Source organism: Protofrankia sp. CiP1_Cm_nod2 (assembly GCF_920664355.1).
Lineage (GTDB): Bacteria > Actinomycetota > Actinomycetes > Frankiales > Frankiaceae > Protofrankia.
Genome location: NZ_CAKKTL010000255.1, coordinates 1 through 2974 on the forward strand (window position 1 = coordinate 1; position 2974 = coordinate 2974).

The 2974-nt window shown below is 72.2% G+C and carries 2 protein-coding genes and 1 pseudogene; 1 reads left to right on the forward strand and 2 read right to left on the reverse strand.

Translation table 11 applies throughout. The features are described from left to right. Nucleotides 1-222, forward strand: a pseudogene (locus NBW84_RS20845) (hypothetical protein); the annotation flags it as partial. A 47-nt stretch (nucleotides 223-269) separates the two neighbouring features. On the opposite strand, the gene NBW84_RS20850 reads toward NBW84_RS20845, so the two are convergent. After that, on the reverse strand, nucleotides 270-1097 hold the full coding sequence (locus NBW84_RS20850; protein ID WP_250286608.1) for an AAA family ATPase: 828 nt from the start codon (nucleotides 1095-1097) through the stop codon (nucleotides 270-272). 51 nt (nucleotides 1098-1148) lie between these two features. Continuing rightward, a complete protein-coding gene (locus NBW84_RS20855; protein WP_250286610.1) occupies nucleotides 1149-2348 on the reverse strand; it encodes a PQQ-dependent sugar dehydrogenase in 1200 nt (399 codons plus the stop codon). Between the last annotated feature and the right edge of the window lie 626 nt (nucleotides 2349-2974).

The window sequence follows — 2974 nt, forward strand, 5'->3', positions numbered from 1 at the left end:
GGCCAGGCGGCCGACGCGCGGGCCGACGCGCACCGCAGCGCCATGCGGGCCGTCCGGCTGGCCGCGCGGGCGCTGTCACCGGAACAGACGCTGCCCGCCGTGGTGATCGTGGGCCAGGTCCGTTCGGCCGCGGTGGACCTGCTGCTCGGCATGGGCCTCGACTTCGACGAGGTCATGCACGCCACGGACGAGGCACTCGGATTCGCCCCCGACAGCTCGTGATCACGCCCCGCGCCGGGCCCGCCGGGCGCCGTCGGGCGTTCCGCCGTTCAGCCGAAACGGATCGCGTTCAGGGTGCGTGCGTCGCGGCGGTCGAGAACCCGGGCCGACGACCAGCCCTCGCGGTACAGCGCCGCCGGGCCCGCGGCCCGCAGCCGGGCCCACGACCGTTCGTGGCGCCGGAACGCGCGGGAACGTACCGTCCGGCCCCGGGCCCGTTGTCCCGCGAGCGCGTCCGCCGACGGTGCGTCGATCAGGATGAGATGGGCGGGCCGGTGGCGTGCTCGGGCGAGCCCGGTGATGGCCCGGCGCGCCCATCGCCGCGTCCCGCACTCGTGGACGACGAGGCTCTCACCGTGCCGGGCCGTCATCCACGCGATCCGGGCGTAGTGCGCGATGTGTACCGCGGGCCGGTACAGCCGGTACGGCAGGCGCGGCCCGAGGCGGGCCCGTAACGCGGTCCGGATGTCGGCGGAGTCCAGGATCAGCGGCCTGGCGCCCCGCGTCCGTGCCCTCGGGTCCGAGCCTGGCTCCGGGCTCGGCTTCGGGCCCGGGTCCGTGATGTCGCCGAACACGTGCCGGATGAGTGTGCTCTTGCCGGCCCCGGGGATGCCGGCCACGATCAGCACTGTGCCGGCGGGGTAGCGCAGCGTCCAGCCCGCGCCGGACGGATCGCCGGACGGATCGCCGGCATGCGGGGGCCCGGGCCTGCCGAGAGCACAGACGTCGCGTCCGGTCGTGTCGCGACCGGTCGCGCTGTGGCCCGTCCTCCGGGCGTCCGTGGGGCCCGGGCCGGATGCGCTGGCGCGCAGCGTCACGCGGCGGTTGGGCAGCCTCAGCCCGTATCCGCCTGGAGATCTCGACAGCCGGGACGTCATCAGACTGTCCGCCGGGGCCGGCTCATGGTGGCCGGGACCGGTTCGCGGCGGTCAGAACGAGGTGAGACGCAGAATTCTGTCATCGCCGTCACGTGGTGAGCCACGTCCATCCGTGTTGCTGGTCGTAATCCACAGGGATCCGTCGGGAGCGGCCACGACAGTGCGCAGGCGCCCGAATGCGCCGTCCAGAAGAGCGTGCGGTGTTCCAGCACCCTTTCCGTCAAGAGGGACGGCCCAGAGCCGCTCGCCGCGGAGCGCGGCCACATACAGGGTGCTACCGATGATCGCGGCCCCGCTCGGGGAGGCCTCGGCGGGTTTCCAGGTGACGAAGGGACTGGTGAAGCGGCCGCCGTCGGTGTCACCCCTGCCCTCGACAAGGGGCCATCCGTAGTTGTGTCCGGGCTGGATCAGGTTGACCTCGTCGTAGGTGTTCTGGCCGAACTCGGTGGCCCACAGCCGACCGGCGGAGTCCCAGGCCAGGCCCTGGACGTTGCGATGGCCGAGGCTGTACACGAGCGAATCCGGGCCGGGGTTGCCGGCCGGTACCGAACCGTCGGGACGCATCCGCAGAATCTTGCCGTTCAGGCTGGACGCGTCCTGGGCCCTGCTCTTTTCCGAGGCGTCACCCGTACTGGCGTAGAGCATGCCGTCGGGGCCGAAGGCGATACGTCCACCGTTGTGGATGGTGGCCTTCGCGATCCCGGTGAGAATCGGTTCGACGGCCGCCCGCGGTGTGTCACCCGACGGCAGCGGGAATCTCACGATCCGGTTGTCGGTGGCGGTGGTGTAGTAGGCGTACACGAGATGGTCGGTGGCATAGCCGGGGGAGACCGCCAGACCGAGCAGACCGCCTTCACCGGAGCCGGCCGCTACGTCAGGAATGCGCATGACCTCGGTGGGTGTGCCGCCGTTCGCCGGCACGCGCAGGATGCGGCCACTGCCACGTTCGGCCACCAGCGCGGAACGGTCGGGAAGGAACGCCAGGCCCCAGGGCACCCGCAGCCCGCTGGCAACCGTCTCCGGCCGCTGTGAGCCGTCCTGGTGCGAACCACCCTGACCGGAGCCGGTGGACGTGCCCGCGGGATCGTCCGCCTGGGAGGTACCGGTCGAGCCGCAGCCGGCAAGGACGATCCCGGCCAGGCCGATGAGAGCTACCGCCGCGCGGGCGCGCAGGGCCGCACGGGCGGGACCGTGACCGCCCGCCGCCCGGCCGGCGCGACCGCGTGGCCGCGGCATGCTGACAGACGGCATCCGCTCTCCTCACGGTCGATGTCCTGACGGCCGGCGACGGTGCGTCGCGTCCGGTCGGGCTACCCGTCCAACGTCGCGCCCACGCCGCACGTGCCCTGGAAGCGACCGGGAGGGCTGTCCGCCCTGGCTCAGCCGTGATGGGCGGCCAGCAGGGCGAGCATCAGGAGCACCGCGACAACGGCGATCAGCAGCTGCGGAGTGATCGTGAAGGACGAGTGGTGCATCGAGTCACGAGCCGACCGGCAGGACGGGCACCGGGCCTCGGCCACTGGCCCGGCGCATCGGGCGCATACCAGGTCCTCGCAGCACATGCCGTCGACCTCCCTTGCGTCCGGTTGCCCTGTGTCCGGCTGGCGCGCGATGGTGACGAACAGCCGGCCGCCGCGTGCACGGCCTGTCCGCCCCGCACAATGTCTGGCGGCCAAGGAAAGTTCCACTATCTGACGAGCGATCGGCCCTGTCCACCTGCCCGCTCACCGGACGCTCGTCCGCACCGGCGATGACAGAGCGGACGGTGACCAGACCACGGTCGAACCGTGACCGGTCCGCGGTCGGCCCGAGGCTGGAGCACAACCGAGCCATGACCGGAACGTGACCAAAATGTGACCGGAATGTGACCGGAGCGC